The following is a 20,572-nucleotide window of genomic DNA, read 5'->3' on the forward strand; positions in this document are numbered from 1 at the left end:
TGCTGTCTCCTGGAGGTGCGTGCGGGCGGGACGGGCGTCAGAACTTGATTCCGCCGAGCAGGCTCGCCAGGCTCTCGCCGCCGGCCTTGATGCTCGGTGCGATGGCGGTGCTCGCGAGGTAGAAGCCGAACAGCGCGGCGACGAAGGCGTGCGACGCCTTGAGTCCGTCCTTCTTGAAGAAGAGGAAGACGATGATGCCGAGCAGAACGACGCCTGACATGGAGAGGATCATGTGGATCTCCTGGTGTGGTGGGGACAGTCACCATGAGTTCTTCCAGGATCACAGCATGTATCCATACGATAAAAGGTGCACTTGGGTGAATTTCCTCGTATTTCACTCGCGTGGTGTACCTGTTTGGTGTCATCCGGGCGTGCTGATCTTTGCTGCTGAGGTGTCGGGTCATGTGCTGGTTAAGCCAGTACTCTGGCGATTCACCCGTACGGTTGTAACGAGAGGCGGTCCGGCCGATGAGCGAAGCCCCCGACCCCGAGGTCGTGGAGCTGGCGACGAAGATCTTCGATCTGGCCCGGCAGGGGCAGACGGAGGCACTCGTGGCGTACGTCGACGCGGGCGTACCGGCAGACCTCACCAACGACCGCGGCGACTCCCTGGTGATGCTCGCCGCCTACCACGGCCATGCCGACGCGGTCCGGGCGCTCCTCGCTCGTGGTGCCGATGGGGACCGGGTGAACGACCGGGGCCAGACACCACTCGCCGGGGCCGTTTTCAAGGGTTCCCAGGACGTCATCCAGGCGCTCCTGGAGGGTGGCGCCAACCCGTCCGCGGGTATGCCCTCGGCCCTCGACACCGCACGGATGTTCGGCAAGACGGAACTGCTGGAGCTGTTCGGCGCACACTGAGTCGTACGCACTGACCAGCTAGGACAAGGAAAACGGGGGAGGCGGAACGGGGCCGCCGGAAATACGGTCGCGGCAGCTTGAACAGCCGGGTCATCATGACGTCGTGATTCATGGACGCGATGGCTGGGCAGAAGTTGCCGCACCGCGCGGGCCGTGATGCGGTCCGCATGGGCCCACCTACGAGAGGCAGAGGAAGATGGTCTACAGCAAGCAGGAAACGGCGGGCGCCCCGACGTGTTGTCACGCGGCCAGGTAAAGCAGGATCCCGGTTGCGTCGACGCTTGATGTGAGGCTGTTTCCCATGTTCGATCCGGTCATAGCGCCCAGCGGAACGCTGCTCGGCCTGCTCCAGAGGGGCCGCGGCGACGGCACGCTGCACGCGCTCACCGCACCGCGGGCCGACGCGCTCGCGGCACTGAACCACTGCGTGCTCCACGACCCGCGCCACGACTGGCAGGTGGAGAACCGCTCCCTTTACTACGCCCGTCTCTATGTCGACCTCCACGGCGAGCTGGATGAGATCGAGGCCCACCTCTTCGACGCCGAGGACGTCCTCGACACCGACGAGTCACGCACCGGGCTCGCCCTCGCGGTCCTCGGGCATCTCGCCTCCTACGGCAGGCGGGACGCGCTGGAGGTGCTGCGCAGGTATGCCGCCACCGGCACCAGTTGGGCCTGGGCGCTGGACGAACTGGCGCTCAGGGACGACGACGCGGGGCTGCGCGCCCTCGCCGCCCCCGTGCTCGCGCGCTTCGGCACCGACGCGGAGGGCGAGGCGGAACTCGCCGCCGTCGTACGGGACGCCTTCGAGCCCCGGCCCTGGCGGCTGTGGGCCGACGATCCGCGCGAATCGATCTCCACGCGCGTGCGTGCCGCCCAGGAGACCGGCTGTTTCGACCGCTGGCAACGCCAGATGCGACCGTCCGGGCCCCGCCCGGGCTGGAGCGTGCAGGCCGTCTTCGAGTGGGCCCAGCAGGGCATCGACCGCGGTGCCGTGCTGCATGTGCCCGCCGCGCGCTGCCTGACCGCCGTGGCAGGCCCGGAGGACCGGCCCCAGATCCTGGAGGCGGCCCGCAGCGGTGGCGACGGCGCCCGCTGTACGGCCCTGCGCTACCTCGCGGACAGCAATGATCCCGATGCCCTCGACCTGGTCGAGGGCGCGGTCGCCGACGGCACGACGGCCGTTGTGGAGGCCGCCGTCGACGCATTCGAACGTATGCGCAGTATCGCCGCAGTCGACCGCGCGCGCGGGTGGGTCCACCGGCCCGACCCCCTGGGCGCCGCCGCCGGCCGGATGCTCGCCTGCCTGGGCGGCACCCGGGACAGCGACCTCGTCCTCGGCGCGCTGCGGGAGGCCGTACGGGGCGAAGGGCCCGACGCGCCGACCCTGTGGACCCTGGTGGACGGCGCGGGACGGCTCGGCATCGTCTGCGCGGCACCCGTCCTGCGCCACGTCTACCGCGAGACCGCCTCGTCCCATCTGCGCGGCCGGGCCGCCCGGGCCCTCGCCGCCACCGACCCCTCCTTCGCCGCAGGCTTCGCCGTCGAGTGCCTGTGGGACTGCGAGGAGACCACCCGCGAGGTCGCCGCCCGGCACGCCGAGACCGGTGACGCCAGGGTCGTCGACCAGCTGCGCAGGCTCGCCGCAGACCCGGCCGAGGAGGCCGAGGTCCAGACAGCCGTACGAAGCCGGATCGGGCCCGACAGCACCCGCCGTATGAACGGGGGATGACCCGGGGATCAGGAGCGCGTGGACGCGCGCCGACCCGGGAGGGGGCGGTGCGCAACGCTCATGGGACGTTCCCCGTCCGGAAAGATCGACGTTGACGCGAGCACGTCCAGCACGGCGACAACACCCCTATGCGTGTAGTCATCGTGACCGAATCCTTTCCCCCCGATGTGAACGGCGTGGCCCACTGCGCGCTCCAGACCGCCCGGCACCTCGTCGATCGCGGTCACGTTCCCCTCGTCGTCGCCCCGGCCACCGCCGCCGGGAACGGGCCCGACGCCTCGGCGCCGTGCCCCGTCGTCCGTGTCCCCTCCCTGCCGCTCCCCGGCTACCCCCAGGTCCGCGTCGCCCTCCCCAGCCGACGCGTCGCCGCCGCGATCACCGAGCACCGCGCGGACATCGTCCACCTGGCCAGCCCCTTCGTCCTCGGCGTCCGCGGCATGGCCGCCGCCGCCCGGCTCGGCATCCCCGCCGTGGCCGTCTACCAGACCGACCTGGCCGGATACGCCCGTACCTACGTCCACGCGGGCGAGGCCGCCGCCTGGCGGCGCATCCGCTCCGTCCACGCCGCCGCCGACCTCACCCTCGCGCCCTCCAGCGCGGCCCTGCACGACCTGGAGTCGCACGGGGTGCCCCGGGTGAAGCTGTGGCGGCGCGGCGTGGACACGGCGCGCTTCCGCCCCGAACTGCGGGACGAGGCCATCCGCCGCGAACTCGCCCCGAACGGCGAGCTGATCGTCGGCTACGTCGGCCGGCTCGCCCCCGAGAAGCAGGTCGAACTCCTTGCCGGGGTCTGTGCGCTGGACGGCGTGCGGGTCGTCGTCGTGGGCGACGGACCCAGCGAGCCCGGACTGCGCGAACAGTTGCCGGGAGCGGTCTTCCTGGGCCGCCGCACCGGCGACGAACTGGCCCGGATCTTCGCCTCGCTGGACGTCTTCGCGCACACCGGCCCGTTCGAGACCTTCTGCCAGACCGTGCAGGAGGCCATGGCGAGCGGTGTGCCCGTCGTCGCGCCCGCCGCCGGCGGACCGCTGGACCTGGTCGCCCACGGGCGCACCGGCCTGCTGGTCCCGCCGCGCGACGCCGCCGCCGTCCGGGACGCGGTGTGGTCCCTGGCCCGGGACCCGGGCCTGCGGTCCGCCTACGGCGCCGCCGCGCGGGCGACGGTCGAGGGCCGCACCTGGGCCGCTGTCGGCGACCAGCTCGTCGGGCACTACGCCGACATACTCACCGCGCGGACGGTGGTGGCCGCATGAACGCCGGGACACCACGCGGCCCGAGCGGACCGCTGAGCATCGTCCGGCTGGCGAACTTCGTCGCCCCCGCCTCGGGCGGCCTACGCACCGCGCTGCGCGAACTGGGTGCCGGTTACCGGGCCGCCGGACACCACCCCGTCCTGATCGTGCCCGGTGAGCGGGCGAGCGACCGCGACACCGAACAGGGGCGCGTGATCACCCTGCCCGGCCCGCTGCTGCCGGGCACCGGCGGCTATCGCGTCCTCACGGACAAGCGGCGTGTCGCCGCCCTGCTGGAGGAACTCGCGCCGGACCGCCTGGAGGTGTCCGACCGGACGACCCTCAGGTGGACGGGCAGGTGGGCGCGCCGGGCCCGCGTCCCCGCGGTGATGGTCTCCCACGAGACCGCCGACGGCGTCCTGCGCACCTGGGGCCTGCCGGAGAACCTCTCCCGGCGCGCCGCCGACGCCCTCAACGTCCGTACGGCACACACCTACGCGCGCGTGGTGTGCACCACGGAGTTCGCCGAGCGGGAGTTCGTGCGGATCGGGGCGCGCAATGTTGTACGGGCTCCCCTGGGCGTCGACCTGGTGCGGCGGCATCCGTCGCTGCGGGACCCGGCGGTACGGGCCGCGCACGCGCGCGAGGACGAACTGCTCCTCGTGATGTGCTCCCGGCTGTCCGTCGAGAAGCGGCCAGGTACGGCCCTGGACGCCCTGGAGGCCCTCCTGCGGCGCGGACAGCGGGCGAGGCTCGTGGTGGCGGGGGACGGGCCGCTGCGGGCCCGCCTGGAGCAGCGGACGCGGGAGCGCGGGCTGCCGGTCGCCTTCCTCGGGCATGTCGCCGACCGGGCACTGCTGGGCGGACTCCAGGCGTCCGCCGACGTGTGCCTCTCCCCCGGGCCCGCGGAGACGTTCGGCCTCGCCGCGCTGGAGGCGATGGCCTGCGGTACACCCGTGGTCGTCAGCGCGTCCTCCGCGCTGCCCGAGGTGATCGGGTCCGCCGGGGCCGTCGCGGCCGACGACGGAGAGGCGTTCGCGGACGCCGTACGGCTGCTGCTGGCCCGGCCCGAACGCGAGCGCCGGGCGAACGCACGCGCGCGTGCGGAGTGTTTCGGCTGGTCGACCGCGGTCGAGGCGTTCCTCGCGGCGCACGACGCGACGGTGCCGTCCACCGGTGACGCGCCCGTGCGGCCCGTCGTGCCCGTCGTGCCCGTCGTGCCCGAGGGTGTCGGATGAGACCTCTGCGGTTCGTGGCGCTCGGCGACTCGCTGACCGAGGGTGTGGGCGATCCCGTGGACGGCGGGTGGCGCGGCTGGGCCGCGCTGCTCGCCGGCGGGTTCGGCGACACGCCGGTGGAGTTCATCAACCTCGCCGTCAGCGGGGCACAGACGCGTGACGTGCTGGAACGGCAGACGCCCGGCGGCCTCGATCTGGAGCCGGACGTCGTGTCCGTCGTCATCGGGGTGAACGACACCCTGCGCCGCACCTTCGACATCCACGCGGTGGCCGCCCGGCTGGACGAGGTGTACGCGGCCTTCACCGGTCGGGGCGTGCTCCTGCTCACGGCGTGTCTGCCCGACCCCGGGGCGATGCTGGGGCTGCCCGGTGTCCTGGCGAATCCGCTGGCCCGGCGGCAGCGGGCGGTCAACACGGTCGTCCACGCGCTCTCCGAGCGCTACGGAGCCGTGCACCTGCACGCCGCCGAGGGGGAGTGGCTCAACGGGCGCGAGATGTGGAGCGCCGACCGGCTGCACCCCGGCGAGCAGGGGCACCGGCAGCTCGCGGTCCGCTTCCACGCGTTGCTCTCCGAGGCGGGGGTCGCGGGCGGTCCGGGGCCGTCGCCCGAGCCGGAACGTCCCGCGCCCACCCGGTCGGCCGGGCTGCGCTGGCTGGCCACCGCGGGCACGGGCTGGGTGGCGAGGCGGTGCACCGACCTGCTGCCGCAGCTCCTCCGGCTCGCCGCCCAGGAGGTCCGCCACCGCGCGCGGGGCACCAGCGCACGCCTCGACCTGGGTGCGTCGCACGCCGTCGCGGCGGCCCTGGCCGCCCTGACGGTGGCGGAGCACCGGGCCGGGCCGGACGTGGCGTAGGCGTATCCGCCGGTCCGGGCGGAGGGCGGCTACGGCGTCGAACGGGCTTGGGCGGGCGCGGGTTCGGCTTGTCCGGCCGCAGAGCGGCGGAGGGGACGCCGACGTCAGTCGCGGCCGCGGCGGGCGGTGCGGTGGGGAGCCGGCGACCACGACAACGCCGTGGGCAGGCGCCTGCCCACGGCGCGGCCGACGGCACCGCGACCTGTGCGTGTCGTCGGCATTGATCCGCCGGACCGGCCCTGTGAGGTTCAGCCGCGGCGTACGGGCACGAACCTGACCGGGGTGCCCGGCGTCGCCTGGGCGGCGGCGCGCAGGTCCGCGGTGCGGACGACGGCGATCACCGGGTAGCCGCCGGTGGTGGGATGGTCGGCGAGGAAGACCACCGGCCTGCCGTCGGGGGGCACCTGGACCGCGCCCAGGACCATGCCCTCACTGGGGAGTTCGCCGGCGAGGGCCCGCTCCAGGGAAGGACCTTCCGTGCGCAGCCCGATGCGGTTGCTCGCGGAGGACACCCGGTACGTGGACGTGGTGAAGGCCTGTAGCGCCCCTGGCGTGAACCAGTCGTCGCGTGGCCCGGCGGTCACCCGGAGGACGAGTTCGGCAGGGGGCGCGGGCTGCGGGACGACGTCCACGCGCGCGTGCCCGCCGATCACATGCCCCAGGGGCAGCACAGCGCCGTCCGTGAGGGGCGGTGGCCCCAGGCCGGACAGCAGGTCGGTGGAGCGGCTGCCGAGCACCGGCTCGACGGCGAGTCCGCCGGAGACGGCCACGTAAGCGCGTACTCCGGTCAGCGCCGTTCCGATGTTCAGCAGCGCGCCGCCGGGCACCCGCACCGGAGCGCCCCAGGCCACCGGGCGGCCGTCCACCGTGACCGGGCAGGGGGCGCCGCCGACCGCGACGGTGACCGGGCAACGGGGGCGCAGGGCGCAGCCGTTGAGGGTGGTCTCCAGGACGGCGGCCCCGGACGGGTTGCCGACCAGCCGGTTGACGAGCGCCGCCGTGGGCGTGTCCAGGGCGCCGGAGCGGGGCACCCCGAGATGGGCGTACCCGGGACGCCCCAGGTCCTGCACGGTGGTCAGCGCTCCTGCCCGTACGACGGCGAGCGCACGGTCCGTCATGGGCTGCCCACCGGGACGAAGCGGACCCGGGTGCCGGGGGACAGCAGCGCGGCCGGCACGCGCGTGTGGTCCCACAGGACCGCGCCGGTCGTACCGATCAGCTGCCAGCCGCCCGGCGACGAACGCGGGTACACACCCGTGTACGGGCCCGCCAGTCCCACCGCGCCGGCCGGGACGGACGTCCGTGGGGTGGCCCTGCGCGGCACGTCGTAGCGCGCGGGGAGGCCGGTGAGGTAGCCGAAGCCGGGCGCGAAACCGCAGAAGGCGACCCGGAACTCGGTGCCCGCGTGGATGCGCGCCACTTCGTGCTCGGACACGCCCCACAGGGCGGCGACGTCGCCGAGGTCCGGGCCGTCGTAGCGGACGGGGAGTTCGACGATGTCCTGGGTGAGGGGGAGCGCCGGGGGCACCTCGGAGGCGGTCAGCTCGGAGGCCAGCCGGGCGGGGTCGTCGAGGCCGTCGAGGAGGACCGTGCGGGCGGCGGGGACGATCTCCCGGACGGTCAGAGTGCCGTCCGCGCGGCGGCGCAGCAGTTCGGCGTGCAGGGCCTGGGCCTGTTCCCCGGAGGAGACCTCGACCAGCAGCGCGTCGTCGCCGACGGGCAGCGCCCTCATCCCGAGCGCCGTGTCGCTCGTCCCGCTCATGCGAAGGCCTCCACACGGACGCCCGACTCCTCCAGGCGCTCGCGGATCCGGCGGGCCAGGTCCACCGCGCCGGGAGTGTCGCCGTGGACGCACAGGGAGCGGGCGCGGATCGCGAGAGGCGTCCCGGAGAGCGACGTGACGACACCGGTCCGGGCGAGGGTCACCGAGCGTGCCACGACGGCCTTCGGGTCGGTCACCAGCGCCCCTGCCTGGCCGCGCGGCACGAGAGTGGCCTCCTCGGTGTAGGCACGGTCGGCGAACGCCTCGGGGACGGCCGGGAGGCCCGCCCCCTCGGCGAGCTCCAGCAGGCGCGAGCCGGGCAGCCCGAGCATCGGCAGCCCCTTGCCGGCCAGCAGCACGCCGGCGACCACCGCACCCGCCTGCTCCTCGTCGTGCACGACGCGGTTGTAGAGCGCGCCGTGCGGCTTGACGTACGACACGCGCGTGCCCGCCGCGCGTGCGAAGACCTCCAGGGCGCCGATCTGGTAGGCCACCTCGGCCGCCAGTTCGTCGGGCGGCACGTCCATCGCGCGCCGCCCGAAGCCGGCCAGGTCGCGGTAGGAGACCTGGGCGCCGACCCGTACGCCGCGCTCGGCCGCCAGGTCGCACACCCGCCGCATGGTGACCGGGTCCCCGGCGTGGAAGCCGCAGGCCACGTTGGCGCTGGTGACGACGGACAGCAGCTGTTCGTCGTCGGTCAGCCGCCAGCGGCCGAAGCCCTCGCCGAGGTCGGCGTTGAGGTCGATCATGTTCCGGACTCCTGTCACGCTCCGGTCAGGCGACGCGGTACTGCTCGTCGCGGGTGTCGGTGAGGAACATCTGGCCCGGCGCGTGGGTGATGGCGAAGGGCGGGCGGGACGCCGTCACCGCGGCCTGCGGGGTGACCCCGCAGGCCCAGAACACCGGGATGTCGTCCGGCGCGAGGTCCACCGGTTCGCCGAAGTCGGGCCGGCCCAGGTCGTCGATGCCGAGCCCCGACGGATCGCCGCAGTGTACGGGGCTGCCGTGCACCGCCGGGAGCAGGCTGCTCTCCCGGATGGCCGCCGCCAGGTGCTGCGGCGGCACCGGACGCATGGACACCACCATGGGGCCGTGCAGCCGCCCGGCGGGACGGCACTGACGGTTGGTCACGTACATCGGGACGTTGCGGCCCTGCTCGATGTGCCGGATCGGGACGCCCGCCTCGGCGAGCGCCCACTCGAAGGTGAAACTGCACCCGATGAGGAACGTCACGAGGTCGTCGCGCCAGTGGGCCAGCACGTCCGTGGGCTCCTCCGCCAGTTCGCCGTCCCGCCAGACCCGGTAGCGCGGCAGGTCGGTGCGCAGGTCCGCGCCCTCGGCGAGGACGGTGGTCCAGGAACCGGCGTCCGTGACGTCCAGGACCGGGCAGGGCTTCTGGTTGCGCTGGCAGAACAGCAGCATGTCGTACGCCCAGTCGGCTGGCACCGAGATCAGGTTGACCTGGGTGTGGCCGGCCGCGACACCCGCCGTGGGGCCCGTCAGGCCCGCGCGGAACCGGGCTCGCGCGGATTTCGGGCTCCACGCGTGCGCGTGCTCGTCGACGAGGGACAGGGGGCGGTCTTCCGTACGGTTCACTGGAGTTCCTTTCCGCGGGTCTCCGGGAGGCCGAGCAGTGCCAGGGCGGCGATGCCGTATCCGATCGCGCCGAAGACCAGCGCGCCGCCCACGCCCCAACTGTCGGCCAGGAAGCCGACCGTGGTGGGGAAGACGGCGCCGACGGCGCGGCCGGTGTTGTAGGTGAAGCCCTGTCCTGTGCCGCGTACGGCGGTCGGGTAGAGCTCGCTCAGATAGGAGCCGAAGCCGCTGAAGATCGCCGACATGCAGAACCCGAGCGGGAAACCGAGTACCAGGAGAAGGGTGTTGGCGCCGTCGGGGATGTTCGCGTAGGCGAGGATGCACAGCGCCGAGAGGACCGCGAACAGCCAGATGTTGCGTTTGCGCCCGATCCGGTCGGTGAGGTATCCGCCGGTGAGATAGCCGATGAAGGCTCCGGAGATCAGGAAGGTGAGATAGGAACCGGTGCCGACGACCGACAGTCCGCGTTCCGTCTTCAGGTAGGTGGGCACCCAGGTGGCGAGGGTGTAGTAGCCGCCCTGGACACCGGTGGACAGCAGGGCCGCGAAGACCGTGATGCGCAGCAGTCCGGGTGCCTCGGGCGTGCCGGGCTTGAAGATCGCCGCGAACGAGCCCTTCTTGGGGTTCTTCTCGCGCTCGGCGACCGCCCGGGGCGCGTCCTGGACCGACCGTCGCACCCAGACGACCAGCAGCGCGGGCAGCGCGCCGGTCCAGAACATCACGCGCCAGGCCAGGTCGTCGTCGAGGAACGAGAAGACCACGGTGTAGACGACCACGGCCAGGCCCCAGCCCACGGCCCAGGAGCTCTGGATCGCGCCGAGCGTACGGCCGCGGTGCTTCGGGCTCGCGTACTCGGCCACCAGGATCGCGCCGACGGCCCACTCACCGCCGAAACCGAGGCCCTGGAGGGCACGGAACACCAGCAGCGTCTCGTAGTTGGGCGCGAAGCCGCAGGCGACCGTGAAGACCGCGTACGTGATGACCGTGATCATCAGCGCCTTGACCCGGCCGATCCGGTCCGCGAGTACCCCCGCGCCGGCGCCGCCCACCGCGGAGACGACGAGAGTGACGGTGGTGAACAGCCCGGTCTGGCCGCTGTTCAGACCGAAGTACGCGGACAGCGCCACCATGGTCAACGGCAGCGTGAAGTAGTCGTACGAGTCCAGGGCGTAGCCGCCGAACGCGCCGCCGAAGGCGCGGCGCCCGCGCGGGCCCAGTGCCCGCAGCCAGGCGAACGCGCCTTCGTCGACGGCGGGTTCACCCGTTCCGGGGCGGGATTCGGCGGCCAGGGCCTGCGGTGGAGGGGTCGTGCTCATGTGCACCTCGCAGTTGAGGGACGGAGAGTGCTTCAGGAATGAGCGGTGCGGGAGCGGAGCGGTCGGCACCGCGTGGATCCAGCGGCGTCTGTTCAGCAAGGTAGAGGATCGTTGAACGATCCTTCAATACCCGTGTTGTTTCGTTCTTGTATCTACGATTGAATTCCGGGCATGGCAGAGCAGCTGACGGGACTGGCCGACGACCGCGCGCTTCTCGGGCGCACCAGTACCGCCGAGCGGGTGTCGGACATCCTCAGGAGCCGGATCGCCGACGGGTACTTCCCGCCCGGGACCCGGCTCTCCGAGGACAGCATCGGCGGGGCCCTCGGCGTCTCCCGCAACACCCTGCGCGAGGCGTTCCGGCTGCTCACGCACGAACGCCTGCTGATCCACGAGCTCAACAGAGGCGTCTTCGTACGGGTCCTCACGGTCGAGGACGTCGAGGACATCTACCGCACCCGCGCCCTCGTCGAATGCGCCGTGGTCCGCGGCCTCGGTGAGCCGCCGTACGCCCTGGACAACCTCGCCGCCGCCGTCGACGAGGGGCAGCGGGCGGCACGCGACGGTGACTGGAAAGGGCTGGGTACGGCCAACATCCACTTCCACGGCGAACTCGTCGCACTGGCCGGCAGCGCCCGCACCGACGAGCTGATGCGCAGCGTCTTCGCCGAACTGCGCCTCGCCTTCCATGTCGTGGACGACCCGCGCCGCCTGCACGAGCCCTATCTCGCGCGCAACCAGCAGATACTGCAGGCCCTCCAGGCGGGCGACCGGGAGCGGACCGAGGGGCTGCTCTCGGTCTATCTCGACGACTCGCTCGAACGGGTTGTCGAGGTCTACCGGCGACGGGTGGGCGAGGACGGGTAGCCGGTACGGGCGGACCGGGACCTGCGGTCCTCCCCGCGGCGTCAACGACACGGTGGCGGGGTGACGGCGGGTCGCTTCTGAGTCGTTTGGGCCGTTGTCAGACCGAGGACCTAGTCTGTGCACCGTGACTTCGCCTGCATCGACGGACAGCGTTCCGCCCCAGCTCAGCGCGGGGCCGCGCCCCGCCCCGGGCCCGGCCGCCGACGAGGGACTGGCGCGTCGCCTGCGCGCGCTCGCCTGCACCGCCCCGCTCCACGACCTGGACGCGCGCAAGGCGAATCTCGCGGGCGAGTACTCGGTGTACGGCATGGCGGAGGTGGCCCTCTCGGCCATCGACCTGGTCACCCTGAACATGGACTTCGACACCGGCGCCGACCACGACCAGATCGTCGCCCGCCTCATCCCGCGCATCGCCGCCCAGGCCCCGCGGCGGCCCGTCACCGAACACGAGCGCGTCGCCCGCTGGGTCCTGGAGAACCTGATCAACGTCGGCAGCGTCGACCGCGGCTTCCGGGCTGTATACGGCACGTTCGCACCGGACGGTACGTATGTACGCCGTGACTACGACTTCAAGCTGATCGAAGAGGTCCCGGGGTACGGCGGAAGCGTCTACCTCCGTACGACGGACGAGGCGGTCAACGTACTCGTCGGCGCCCTCGACACCGACGTCACCAGCGCCCAGATCGCCGCCGAGGTCAAGCTGGAGGTGCTGATCAGCCGGGGCCGGCTGGCCGACGCGCAGCTCGCCGCCGAACAGGCCCGCTACCGGACCGTGCAGTACTCGGAGACCCTGCGCAGGGCGCTGGACGCGACCCGGCGCAACGTGCGCGCGGTGGACTGGCTCCAGACCGTCCCCGACATGATCGCCGAGGCCCTCGACCACGTCGCCGACCGGTACCGCCACGAGAACGCGATCCTGACCAACATCCGCAAGGCCCGTGACGAGTCCGAGGACCCGGAGCAGAAGCGGCGTGCCGCCGAACTCGTCGACATCGTGAAGGACTGCATCCGGCGGCACACACTGCTCCAGTCCCGGCTGCTGGAGGCGGGGCCACTGTTCCGCGCGGAACAGGACCGGCAGGCCTTCGCGACCCCGATGACGTCCTCGGGGATCGACCTGTACGGCCACTTGGTCGCCCCCGTGCTGCCGTTGCCCCTGGAGGCGGCGGTGCGGGTCACGGACGCGTTCTTCGCGCGCGGGACGGGCCTTCGTACGCCGGTGTCGGTCCGGGTCGGCGACCTCGTGGACATACTGCTGACGCCGCCGGTCGAGCGGGAGCATCTCGGGGCGGAGATGCCGGAGCCGGATCTGATCGCGACGCCGGACGACAGCCGGTTCAGCGAGGAGCAGTTGGCGGCGGCGATGGAGTTGCTGGACCTGCCCGCGGACGCGCCTCGGCGGTTGTCGGGGCTGCTGGCCGAGGCGCGACTTCGGGATACGGAACTTCCGTATCTGGTGGCCCTGTTGGCCGTGCACGCGGCCAGCCCGCCGGTGGGTACGGCTTATCGGCAGGGCGAGGAGAAGCTGCTGTTCGCGGTCGATGACGGGACGGAGCTGGACGATCCGGAGTTCGGGGGCGCGGATCTGATCGTGGGGATGGCTTTGCTGGATGCGGTGGGGATGGCCGCCGGCAGGTCGGAGGCAGCGTGATCGGGCTGAGGTTGTCGCCCGGGTGCGGACCCGCCGCGGCTTGTCGCGCAGTTCCCCGCGCCCCTAGGCGAGTCGGCCGTCCCCTCGCTTACAAGAACAGGGAGTTGCAGCTGTGAATGAGCTCGTCGACCGGAGTGAGCCGGAGGTCGTGGCGGCCCCGGCCACTGCGGCTGTGACTCCTGCCGATGCCGCTGACGCCGCGCGGCTGGTCGCCTTTGGGCTGCAGCCCAAGCTTCAGGCCGCCCGGGACCAGGAGTACGCCGAGTTGCTGCGGCGGTACCGCGAGGACCCGGCGTTCGCCCGGCTCGCCGACGCCGTGGCCGCAGGGTTGGGGCTGATCGTGCTGGAGGTGTCCCCGCGCGCGGGGATGGCGGTGACCGCCGCCGAGGACTCCGTCTTCGCCGTGCGGATGGGCGACTACGCCCGTCGTACGTCCGCCGACGGCTCGGACCGATTCCTGCACGGGCTCGCCCATCTCGCCGTGGCCGCCATGGCGTTCCCGCGCCCCGAGGATCTCGCCGACGACGGCTACGTCGGACGGGTCACCGTCAACGGGGTCGAGGCCTTCGTCCGGCAGGCCTGCCGTCGGCTGGAGGAGCGGGCCGAGGCGCAGGGCGAGAACACCGACCCGGTCAGCGACGCCCCGGGACTGGAGGCCGCCTGGCGGATCTGGATGAGACGCAGCGCCACGGGGGCCACCAAGGACGCGCGGAGACCGGCCGGTTCGACGACCGGCATCGTCGGCAAGGCCGTCGTGTTCCTCACCGACTCCGGCTTCCTCCAGCGCACGGGTGACGACAACGGCGGCACGTACCGGACGACGGCCCGCTACCAGCTCCAGGTCCGGGACATGGCCGGCAACGCCGCCATGGCCGAGCTGCTGGAGCTGGGCGTCGTACCGGTCACCGACGGGACACCGACGCTGCTGCCCGCCGAGGACACCGACGACCTGGACCTGGTGGCCGACGCCGGACTGCCCTTCCACCAGTCCTGACCGCCCCTCCGCCCCCTTACCGCCGCTCCGAGCCCCCGTCGCACCCAACCCGACTACTCCCTTTACGACTACGAGAGTCCCGCCATGTACGAGCTGTCCCGGGTCCGCCTCTACTCCATCGGTCCTGCCGGTGCGCGCTACGCCGACACCGTGCTTGACCTGCGGGGTGTCGGCGAGCCGGTGCCCGACCCCGCTCCCACCCAGGCGGAGTTCTTCGAGGACGAGCCCGTCGGACCGCCGCGCCGGCCCGCGCCCGCGGGCGTGCTCTTCCTGGAGAACGGCGGCGGCAAGTCCGTACTCCTCAAGCTGATCTTCTCCGTGATGCTCCCGGGGCACCGCAACACGCTCGGGGGCGCCAGTTCCGGCGTGCTGCGGAAGTTCCTGCTCGCCGACGACTGCGGGCACGTGGTCCTGGAGTGGCAGCACACCCTCACCGGCGAGCTGGTGGTGGTCGGCAAGGCGAGCGAGTGGCGGGGGCGGCAGGTCTCCAACGATCCGCGGAAGTTCGCCGAGGCCTGGTACTCCTTCCGGCCCGGCCCGGGACTGAGCCTCGACAACCTTCCCGTCGCCGAGTCCACCGCCGTACGACCGCCGGTGGAGGGCGCCTCCGGGGCCCAGGGGCGGCGCCGGACGATGAAGGGCTTCCGGGACGCGATCACCGAGGCGGGCAAGGCGTATCCGCATCTCGACGTGCACTGGGAGGAGATCCACGACCGCTGGATCGAGCACCTGGGCGAGTTGGGTCTCGACCCCGAACTCTTCCGCTACCAGCGGGAGATGAACGCCGACGAAGGTGAGGCCGCCGGCCTCTTCGCGGTCAAGAAGGACTCCGACTTCACCGACCTGCTGCTGCGCGCGGTCACCGACACCCGGGACACGGACGGGCTCGCCGACCTGGTCGGCGGCTTCGGCAACAAGCTGGGCCGACGGTCCGAACTGATCGCCGAACGGGACTTCACCGCCGGGTCCGTTGACCTCCTCGGACGCATCGTCGAGGCCGCGGAGACACGCTCCCGCGCGCGGGACATCCACGCGGGTGCGGAGCGGCGTACCCGCACCCTCGCCCGGCGGCTGTCCGCGCGGGGCGTCCAGGAACGCGTCCGGGCCGGTGATCTCGCCCAGCGGGTCACCGCCGCCGCGTACGCCGTCACCCATTCCGAGGGCGGGCGGGAGCGCAGCGCGCTGATCGCCGCCGAACTCGCCTTCCGGCACGCCTCGCTGGCACTCGCGGCGGCCGAGAAGACGGCAGCCGCGCAGAAGCGCGAACTCGCCGACGCGCGCACCATGCACTCCGCCTGGCAGGCCGCCGAGGTCGTCCTGCGCCACCGTGCCGCCGCCGACCGCTCCGCGCGCGTGGCCGTCGCGATCCGCGAGGCCGAACGGGACGCGGCCCCCGCGCTCGCCGCCCGCGCCAAGGCCGCCGTCGACCTCGTACGGGCACTGCACTCGGCGGCGGAAGGCGCGGAGGCGCTCGCCAACGAGGAGGAGGAGCGGTCCGCCGCCCTCCAGGAGGTCAGCGAGGTCGCCCACCGGGACTCGACCGGCGCGGCCACCGAGGCGCAGCGTGCCCGCAGCGAGGTCGGGCATCTGCGGCAGCGGCTCAGCGAGGTCGAGCAGGAGACCGCGGAGGCGGTGCGCGCGGGCTGGCTCGACGACAGTGCCCCCGACGCCGATCCGGCACGGGCCGCGCTCGCCGCGAGTGACGCCGAGAAGACCGCTGTCGAGGCCTGGGACACCACCCGTGAGGCCTCCCGGCGGGCTTCCGAGCACGCGCGTGAGGCGGCGTCCGCCGAGTCCCGTGCGGAGCTGACGGCGGCCCGCGCGGCGGACGCCGCCACCGCGGCCGAGCGCGCCTACGACGCCGAGCGGCGCACCGCCGAGGCCCTGGCGGGGGAGGAGCGGCTCGCCGAGCTGCTGAACCTGCCGTCCGCCGGCGGTGCGCGACAGCGGGGCCGCGCCGCGCTGCCGCACCAGCAGGGCACGGGCGAGGGCGGGGGCGGCGGTGCCGAGGGCACGGCCGCGGACGGCGGGAAGGGCGCCCCCCGTGCAGCCGACGAAGGTCCCCTGACCTCCGAGGAGCTGGACCGCTTCGCCGACGAACTCCGCGAGCTGCTCGACGACGGGGTCACCTCCGCCGAGCGCCAGCTCTTCGAGCTGCGGACCGGCGCCGCCGACGACGCCCGCATCCTCGGCGCGCTCGGTGACGGCGGACTGCTGCCGCCCGGCCCCGATGTGCTGGCCACCGTCGAGTTCCTCGGCGAGCACGGCATCCCCGCGCTGCCCGGCTGGCGCTATCTCGCCCAGGCCGTCGACCCCGCCGACCACGCGCGCGTGCTGGCGGCCCGCCCCGAACTGGTCGACGGCGTCATCATCACCGACCCCGCCACGCACGCGCGTGCCCGCGAGGCCCTCGCCGAGGCCGCCCTGCTGCCCCGGTCGGCTGTGGCGGTCGGTACGGCAGCCGCCCTGCTCGCCCCCACTCCGGCCCCCGGACCGGGCGACGGCGACGTGTTCCTCGTACCGCCGAACCCGGCCATGCACGACGAGCACGCCGCCGACGAGGAACGGCAGGCGCTGCGGGCCCGGGCGGGTGAGCGGGAGGAGGAGATCCGCACGCTCGCCGCACGGCTCGGGAAGGACCGGGAACTGGCCGCCCGGCTCACCTCCTGGCGTACGGGCTGCCCGGCCGGGCGGCTCGCCGAGCTTGCCCGGGCCGCACACGACGCGCGTGCCTTCGCCGAGGAGGCCGAGGCCGAGCTGGCCGAGGCACGGACCGTACGGGCCGAGGCCGACGAGGTGATGAGCGAGGCGGCCCGGGTGCGGGACGAGCGGCAGGAGGCCGCCCAGCGGGCCCGGCGTGCCGCCGACGCGCTCGCCGGACTGGCATACCGGCTGCGGGAACGCGCCGGCTGGCAGGTCAAGGTGCGTGAACTGGCCGACGAGGCCGTCGAGTCGGAGGCCCGCGCCCAGCTCCTGCTGGAGCGTGCCCGGTCCGCCGACGAGGACCGGCGCGCCACCCAGCGCGCCGCCGACGACGCACGCCGCACGGCCCGCGCCCTGCGCGCCGAGCGCGCGGAGATCGCGGGCGCCCCCGATGACCTGCCGGAAGCCGACGAGGATGCCGCGAAGTCGTCGCTGCCGGCCCTCCGCGAGGCCTACCGGGCCGCCTCCCAGCTGTACGAGAAGGTCGGCGTGGGAGCCGACCTGCGGGCGGAACAGGCGCGGGCCGAGAGCGAGGAGAGCGCCAGTCGCGCGGAGCTGGACCGGCTGAGCAACAAGGTGCGTATGCGCGCCGAGCAGCTGCTCCTGTCACCCGACGGGTCCGACGGACCGTCCCGGCAGGCCGCCTCCGCGCGGGCCGAGGAACTGGTCCAGCTCCTGGAGACCCGGGTGTCCACGGCCAGTGAGCAACTCGGGCGGCTGCGCGGCGAGGCCGAGCGGCACGCGCCCGAGGATGGCGAGGAGCACACCGGGCTGGCCGAGGAACTCGTCCCGCGCGACGCCGAGCACGCCCAGGCCCTGCTGCGCACCGCCACCAGCGAACTCGCCTCCCGCAACGAGGCGTTGACCCGGGCCAGGGAGGCGCACGCCGAACTGCTCGGCTCCCACCGGGCGGCCGAGGACGCGGCCTCCGGGTTCGACGAGATCGCCGCCATGCTCCGCGACCTGATGCGCGAGCACGCCGCCGACGACGAGCAGGAAGCCCCGGAGCCCTATGCCGGCACCCCGGAAGAGGCACGTCAGTCGGCCGCCGAGGCCCGCCGCTCCCTGCGCGGCTGCGCCACCGACCTGTCCGCCGCCGAGGCCGCCGTGCGCGAGGCGAGCGACATCCTCGTACGGCATGCCAACTCCACGCGGTACGAGGCAGTGCGCACCCCCGCCCGCCAGCAGATCCGTGAGCTGCCCGCGTCCTCGCTGCCCGAGCACGCGCAGAAGTGGGCGGACGCCTTCGCGCCCCGACTCAGGGTCCTGACCGACGAGTTGGCGCAGCTGGAGCGGAACCGGGACTCGATCGTGGACCGGCTGCGCGGGCTGGTGGAGTCGGCGCTGGCCACCCTGCGGTCCGCGCAGCGGCTGTCCCGGCTGCCCGAGGGGCTCGGTGAGTGGTCCGGGCAGGAGTTCCTGCGCATCCGGTTCGAGGAGCCCGACCAGGCGACGCTCACCGAGCGGCTCGGCGAGGTCATCGACGAGGCGACCCGGGCGGCCGTGAAGAAGAACTCCGACCTGCGCCGGGACGGAATGTCCCTGCTCCTGAGGGGAGTCGGAGCCGCCCTCCAGCCCAAGGGCATCGCCGTCGAGATCCTCAAGCCCGACGCCGTACTGCGCGCCGAGCGCGTGCCCGTCGGACAGATGGGCGACGTGTTCTCCGGTGGTCAGCTGCTTACCGCGGCCATCGCCCTGTACTGCACGATGGCCGCGCTGCGCAGCAACGACCGGGGCCGGGACAAGCACCGGCACGCCGGCACGCTGTTCCTCGACAACCCCATCGGGCGTGCCAACGCGACGTACCTGCTGGAACTCCAGCGAGCCGTGTCCGACGCGCTGGGCGTCCAACTCCTCTACACCACCGGCCTGTTCGACACGACGGCGCTCGCCGAGTTCCCCCTCGTCATCCGCCTCCGCAACGACGCGGACCTCCGGGCGGGCCTGAAGTACATCCGCGTGGAGGAACACCTCCGCCCGGGCCTGCCACAACAGGCCCCGGCGGGGGAGGGGGACGCGGTGCACAGTGAGATCACGGCGACGAGGATGTTCAAGCGCCCGGCGCAGTCGACTCCCTCAGGGGCAACCCCCTAGGGGCGCGGGGAACCACGCGACCGGCCACAACGGCGCCGCAGTTCCCCACGACCCGCACCACCCCTATGCGTCGGCCTTCAAAAGGTCAGCGCACTTCTCCCCGATCATCATCGTCGTAATACAGGGATTCACCGACACCAACTCCGGCATCACCGATCCGTCGGCGACCCGCAACCCTTCGATCCCCTTCACCCGCAACCGCGCGTCCAGCGGAGCCGACGCGTCATCATCCGCGCCCATCTTCACCGTGCAGGCCGGGTGGTAAACGGTGTTGTGGGTCTTGTGGATGTAGTCCAGCAGCTCATCGTCCGTCCGGACATCCGGCCCGGGGGCAAGTTCCGCCCCCGCCCACCCGCTCAGGGCCGGCTGCGCGGCGATCCGGCGGGCCAGCTTCAGCCCGTACGTCATCACGCGCGCGTCGTGCTCGTGCGTGAAGTACCGGGGATCGACCATCGGCTTGTCCCGGTAGTCGCGGGTACGGAGCCGCACCGTGCCGCGCGACTTCGCCCGGGTCACGTTGGGGGTGAGGCAGAACGCGTTCTCCGACGTCGGATAGCCCCAACGTGCCGTGTTCATGTCGAAGGGCACCGAGCCGTAGTGGAACATCAGGTCGGGCCGGTCCAGGCCCGGTTCGGTGTCGTAGAAGATGCCCGCCTCCCACCACTGACTGGACTTCGTGGTCATCGGCTGCTTCGCGTCCCACATGATGACGCCCTCGGGGTGGTCCTGAAGGTTCTCGCCGACGCCCGCCGAGTCCACGACCACCTCGATGCCGACCTCGCGCAGCTGCTCGGCCGGTCCGACACCGGACAGCATCAGCAGTTTCGGGGTGTCGATGGCACCGCACGACACGATGACCTCGCGGCGCGCCCGTACGGTCCTGGTGTGGATGAGGTCCGGGTCGAGGTACTCGGCACCCACGCACCGGCGCCCCTCCAGCACGAGCTGCTTCGCCCGAACCCCCGTCCGTACCTCCAGGTTCGGCCGCCTGCCCATGACCGGATGGAGATAGGCGACGGAGGACGACTGGCGGATGTTGTTCTCGTCGGAGTTGATCTGGAACCAGTTGGCCCCGCGGACCACGGTCTTGCCGGTGTTGAAGGGCGTGGTGGGGATGCCCGACTGCGCGCACGCCTCCAACAGGGCGTTGCCGCACGGGTCCTCGCTCTTCAGCGTACGGAGCTTCACCGGGCCGGTGCGGCCGTGGTGGTCGCCGGGGGCGTCGTTGGTCTCCAGGCGCCGGTAGAGCGGGAAGAGATCGGCCGCGCTCCATCCCGTACAGCCTGCCGCCGCCCAGTCGTCGAGATCCTCGGCCGGGGCCCAGAAGGCGATGCAGGAGTTGTGGGACGAGCAGCCGCCGAGCACCCTCGCGCGGGCGTGCCGCATGAAGCTGTTGCCGCTGGACTGCGGTTCGACCGGGTAGTCCCAGTCGTAGCCGGACTCCAACAGGCCCATCCAGCGTTCGAGTCTGAGGACGTTGTCGTCGCCGACGTCGCTCGGGCCCGCCTCCAGTACGCACACGGTGACGGACGGGTCCTCCGAGAGGCGCGCGGCCACCACGTTGCCCGCGGTTCCACCGCCCACCACCACATAGTCGAACTCGTCGGTGCTCATGGGCGACCGGTCCGTGGTCGGCCGGTCCGTGCTGTGCTGGTCCATGTGGGGCTGGTCC

General features: G+C 72.8%; 16 protein-coding genes. 9 read left to right on the forward strand and 7 right to left on the reverse strand.

What is annotated here, in order from left to right; translation table 11 throughout:
- Nucleotides 1-37: 37 nt before the first annotated feature.
- Complete coding sequence (locus tag OG595_RS36255) at nt 38-232, reverse strand: hypothetical protein (RefSeq protein ID WP_055524209.1); 195 nt, start codon at nt 230-232, stop codon at nt 38-40.
- Nucleotides 233-468: 236 nt separating this feature from the next.
- Here OG595_RS36255 and OG595_RS36260 point away from each other — a divergent pair, with 236 nt between their 5' ends.
- The 5 genes from OG595_RS36260 (at nt 469) to OG595_RS36280 (ending at nt 5,917) form a co-directional block, all read left to right on the forward strand.
- Nucleotides 469-861 carry an ankyrin repeat domain-containing protein gene (locus OG595_RS36260; protein WP_329279564.1) on the forward strand — a complete coding sequence of 131 codons (393 nt, stop codon included), beginning with the start codon at nt 469-471 and terminating at the stop codon, nt 859-861.
- A 301-nt stretch (nt 862-1,162) separates the two neighbouring features.
- Entirely contained in the window at nt 1,163-2,593 is a 1,431-nt protein-coding gene (locus OG595_RS36265; RefSeq protein WP_329279566.1) for a HEAT repeat domain-containing protein, read from the forward strand.
- Between the two features lie 128 nt (nt 2,594-2,721).
- Nucleotides 2,722-3,846 carry a glycosyltransferase family 4 protein gene (locus OG595_RS36270; RefSeq protein WP_329279568.1) on the forward strand — a complete coding sequence of 375 codons (1,125 nt, stop codon included), beginning with the start codon at nt 2,722-2,724 and terminating at the stop codon, nt 3,844-3,846.
- Nucleotides 3,843-5,063, forward strand: coding sequence for a glycosyltransferase (locus tag OG595_RS36275; protein ID WP_329279570.1), 1,221 nt, complete (start codon nt 3,843-3,845; stop codon nt 5,061-5,063). The genes OG595_RS36270 and OG595_RS36275 overlap by 4 nt, the downstream gene beginning before the upstream one ends.
- On the forward strand, nt 5,060-5,917 hold the full coding sequence (locus tag OG595_RS36280) for an SGNH/GDSL hydrolase family protein (protein ID WP_329279571.1): 858 nt from the start codon (nt 5,060-5,062) through the stop codon (nt 5,915-5,917). Before OG595_RS36275 ends, OG595_RS36280 begins: the two co-directional genes overlap by 4 nt.
- Before the next feature lie 248 nt (nt 5,918-6,165).
- Here OG595_RS36280 and OG595_RS36285 read toward each other — a convergent pair whose 3' ends face one another.
- Genes OG595_RS36285 through OG595_RS36305 form a run of 5 tightly spaced genes read right to left on the reverse strand, consistent with a single transcriptional unit; the run spans nt 6,166 to nt 10,591 of the window.
- Nucleotides 6,166-7,035 carry a biotin-dependent carboxyltransferase family protein gene (locus OG595_RS36285; RefSeq protein WP_329279573.1) on the reverse strand — a complete coding sequence of 290 codons (870 nt, stop codon included), beginning with the start codon at nt 7,033-7,035 and terminating at the stop codon, nt 6,166-6,168.
- Nucleotides 7,032-7,649 (reverse strand): 5-oxoprolinase subunit B family protein, encoded by a 618-nt coding sequence (locus OG595_RS36290; protein ID WP_329283480.1) that lies wholly within the window; start codon nt 7,647-7,649, stop codon nt 7,032-7,034. The genes OG595_RS36285 and OG595_RS36290 overlap by 4 nt, the downstream gene beginning before the upstream one ends.
- Before the next feature lie 26 nt (nt 7,650-7,675).
- Nucleotides 7,676-8,428 (reverse strand): LamB/YcsF family protein, encoded by a 753-nt coding sequence (locus OG595_RS36295; RefSeq protein WP_329279575.1) that lies wholly within the window; start codon nt 8,426-8,428, stop codon nt 7,676-7,678.
- A gap of 25 nt (nt 8,429-8,453) precedes the next feature.
- Entirely contained in the window at nt 8,454-9,275 is an 822-nt protein-coding gene (locus OG595_RS36300) for a putative hydro-lyase (RefSeq protein WP_329279577.1), read from the reverse strand.
- Nucleotides 9,272-10,591, reverse strand: a complete 1,320-nt coding sequence (locus OG595_RS36305) for an MFS transporter (RefSeq protein WP_329279579.1) — start codon at nt 10,589-10,591, stop codon at nt 9,272-9,274. Before OG595_RS36305 ends, OG595_RS36300 begins: the two co-directional genes overlap by 4 nt.
- A 171-nt stretch (nt 10,592-10,762) precedes the next feature.
- Here OG595_RS36305 and OG595_RS36310 point away from each other — a divergent pair, with 171 nt between their 5' ends.
- The 4 genes from OG595_RS36310 (at nt 10,763) to OG595_RS36325 (ending at nt 18,900) form a co-directional block, all read left to right on the forward strand.
- Nucleotides 10,763-11,458, forward strand: coding sequence for a GntR family transcriptional regulator (locus OG595_RS36310; RefSeq protein WP_329279581.1), 696 nt, complete (start codon nt 10,763-10,765; stop codon nt 11,456-11,458).
- A gap of 124 nt (nt 11,459-11,582) precedes the next feature.
- Nucleotides 11,583-13,109 (forward strand): hypothetical protein, encoded by a 1,527-nt coding sequence (locus OG595_RS36315; protein ID WP_329279583.1) that lies wholly within the window; start codon nt 11,583-11,585, stop codon nt 13,107-13,109.
- A gap of 112 nt (nt 13,110-13,221) precedes the next feature.
- Nucleotides 13,222-14,103 (forward strand): hypothetical protein, encoded by an 882-nt coding sequence (locus OG595_RS36320; RefSeq protein ID WP_329279585.1) that lies wholly within the window; start codon nt 13,222-13,224, stop codon nt 14,101-14,103.
- An 84-nt stretch (nt 14,104-14,187) separates the two neighbouring features.
- Nucleotides 14,188-18,900 carry a hypothetical protein gene (locus OG595_RS36325; protein ID WP_329279586.1) on the forward strand — a complete coding sequence of 1,571 codons (4,713 nt, stop codon included), beginning with the start codon at nt 14,188-14,190 and terminating at the stop codon, nt 18,898-18,900.
- Nucleotides 18,901-18,963: 63 nt separating this feature from the next.
- Here the strand turns inward: OG595_RS36325 and OG595_RS36330 are convergent, their stop codons facing one another.
- A complete protein-coding gene (locus tag OG595_RS36330) occupies nt 18,964-20,514 on the reverse strand; it encodes a GMC family oxidoreductase (RefSeq protein WP_329283482.1) in 1,551 nt (516 codons plus the stop codon).
- Nucleotides 20,515-20,572 lie beyond the last annotated feature (58 nt).

Source organism: Streptomyces sp. NBC_01451, assembly GCF_036227485.1.
Classification (GTDB): Bacteria; Actinomycetota; Actinomycetes; order Streptomycetales; family Streptomycetaceae; genus Streptomyces.

What these genes read in the sequence shown, in the direction of transcription:
- OG595_RS36255 (WP_055524209.1), bottom strand. Translation starts at nt 232, where the DNA reads ATGATCCTCTCCATGTCAGGCGTCGTTCTGCTCGGCATCATCGTCTTC.
- OG595_RS36260 (WP_329279564.1), top strand. Translation starts at nt 469, where the DNA reads ATGAGCGAAGCCCCCGACCCCGAGGTCGTGGAGCTGGCGACGAAGATC.
- OG595_RS36265 (WP_329279566.1), top strand. Translation starts at nt 1,163, where the DNA reads ATGTTCGATCCGGTCATAGCGCCCAGCGGAACGCTGCTCGGCCTGCTC.
- OG595_RS36270 (WP_329279568.1), top strand. Translation starts at nt 2,722, where the DNA reads ATGCGTGTAGTCATCGTGACCGAATCCTTTCCCCCCGATGTGAACGGC.
- OG595_RS36275 (WP_329279570.1), top strand. Translation starts at nt 3,843, where the DNA reads ATGAACGCCGGGACACCACGCGGCCCGAGCGGACCGCTGAGCATCGTC.
- OG595_RS36280 (WP_329279571.1), top strand. Translation starts at nt 5,060, where the DNA reads ATGAGACCTCTGCGGTTCGTGGCGCTCGGCGACTCGCTGACCGAGGGT.
- OG595_RS36285 (WP_329279573.1), bottom strand. Translation starts at nt 7,035, where the DNA reads ATGACGGACCGTGCGCTCGCCGTCGTACGGGCAGGAGCGCTGACCACC.
- OG595_RS36290 (WP_329283480.1), bottom strand. Translation starts at nt 7,649, where the DNA reads ATGAGGGCGCTGCCCGTCGGCGACGACGCGCTGCTGGTCGAGGTCTCC.
- OG595_RS36295 (WP_329279575.1), bottom strand. Translation starts at nt 8,428, where the DNA reads ATGATCGACCTCAACGCCGACCTCGGCGAGGGCTTCGGCCGCTGGCGG.
- OG595_RS36305 (WP_329279579.1), bottom strand. Translation starts at nt 10,591, where the DNA reads ATGAGCACGACCCCTCCACCGCAGGCCCTGGCCGCCGAATCCCGCCCC.
- OG595_RS36310 (WP_329279581.1), top strand. Translation starts at nt 10,763, where the DNA reads ATGGCAGAGCAGCTGACGGGACTGGCCGACGACCGCGCGCTTCTCGGG.
- OG595_RS36325 (WP_329279586.1), top strand. Translation starts at nt 14,188, where the DNA reads ATGTACGAGCTGTCCCGGGTCCGCCTCTACTCCATCGGTCCTGCCGGT.
- OG595_RS36330 (WP_329283482.1), bottom strand. Translation starts at nt 20,514, where the DNA reads ATGAGCACCGACGAGTTCGACTATGTGGTGGTGGGCGGTGGAACCGCG.